Source organism: Microbulbifer sp. 2205BS26-8, from assembly GCF_030731025.1.
In the GTDB taxonomy this organism is placed as follows: Bacteria; Pseudomonadota; Gammaproteobacteria; order Pseudomonadales; family Cellvibrionaceae; genus Microbulbifer; species Microbulbifer spongiae.
In genome coordinates this window covers 1-1,025 of record NZ_JAVAMR010000140.1, presented here as the reverse complement: position 1 = coordinate 1,025, position 1,025 = coordinate 1, and the positions used below count along the sequence as shown (strand labels likewise).

The 1,025-nt window shown below is 53.8% G+C and carries 1 protein-coding gene; it reads left to right on the top strand.

Translation table 11 applies throughout. The annotated features are described in order from the left end of the window. Positions 1–78: 78 nt before the first annotated feature. Positions 79–1,020, top strand: a complete 942-nt coding sequence (locus Q5Y71_RS16925; RefSeq protein WP_306043248.1) for an IS1595 family transposase — start codon at positions 79–81, stop codon at positions 1,018–1,020. The last annotated feature ends 5 nt before the right edge of the window (positions 1,021–1,025 follow it).

The window sequence follows — 1,025 nt, the reverse complement described above, 5'->3', positions numbered from 1 at the left end:
CCTAATTACCACTCTTGCTAAGCCATACTTAACTGTATATAAATACAGCTATCTTATTGATCTGCAAGGGGATCCGCCATGGCCCGCAACAAAGTACAGTTTCAGAAAGGTATCAGTCTGACTGAGTTCCTCAAGCAGTACGGTACAGAGGAGCAGTGCTTCGACGCTCTCTATCGCTGGCGGTGGCCGGAGGACTTCCGCTGCCCTCATTGCGGCCACAATCAGTGCTGCCAACTGTCCTACAGGAAGCTACAGCAGTGCAACCGATGCCATCGACAGACTTCAATCACCGCTGGCACCATATTTGACTCCAGCAAACTACCTCTTACCGTCTGGTTTCAGGCAATCTACCTCATCACCCAAGACAAGAAGGGTATCTCCAGTATGAAGCTGGCCCGTCACCTGGGAATCTCCTACAACGCCGCTTGGCGCATGAAACAGAAACTCATGCAGGTAATGGTGGAGCGAGACCAGCAGTACAAGCTATCTGGCTTCATCGAGTTGGACGACGCCTATCTCGGCGGCGAGCGTACCGGGTGCAAGCCGGGGCGCGGTGCTGAGAGCAAGACGCCTTTCGTAGCCGCGGTTGAAACCACGAAGGAAGGGCAGCCCACCCGGATCAAACTCTCTGTAGTCCAAGGCTTTCGAAGTACTGAAATCGCCACTTGGAGCAAGCGCTATCTAAACAAAGGCAGTACCGTTATCTCAGATGGCCTGGCGTGCTTCAATGCTGTCACTGAGGCTGGCTGCGACCACGACAAGATCGTCTGCGGTGGTGGCCGCGCCTCCGTTGAGGAGCCCGAGTTCTACTGGGTGAACACGGTACTCGGCAATTTAAAAAGTGCGTTGCGCAGCACCTACCATGCGATACGACCGAAATATGCACAGCGCTACCTGGCGGAGTTCCAATATCGTTTTAACCGCAGGTTCGACCTGTGTGCACTTATTCCCCGGCTTGTCTACATTTCTCTCCGGACGCCGCCAATGCCGGAAAGATTACTGAAGCTCGGCTTAGCTTAGATGGT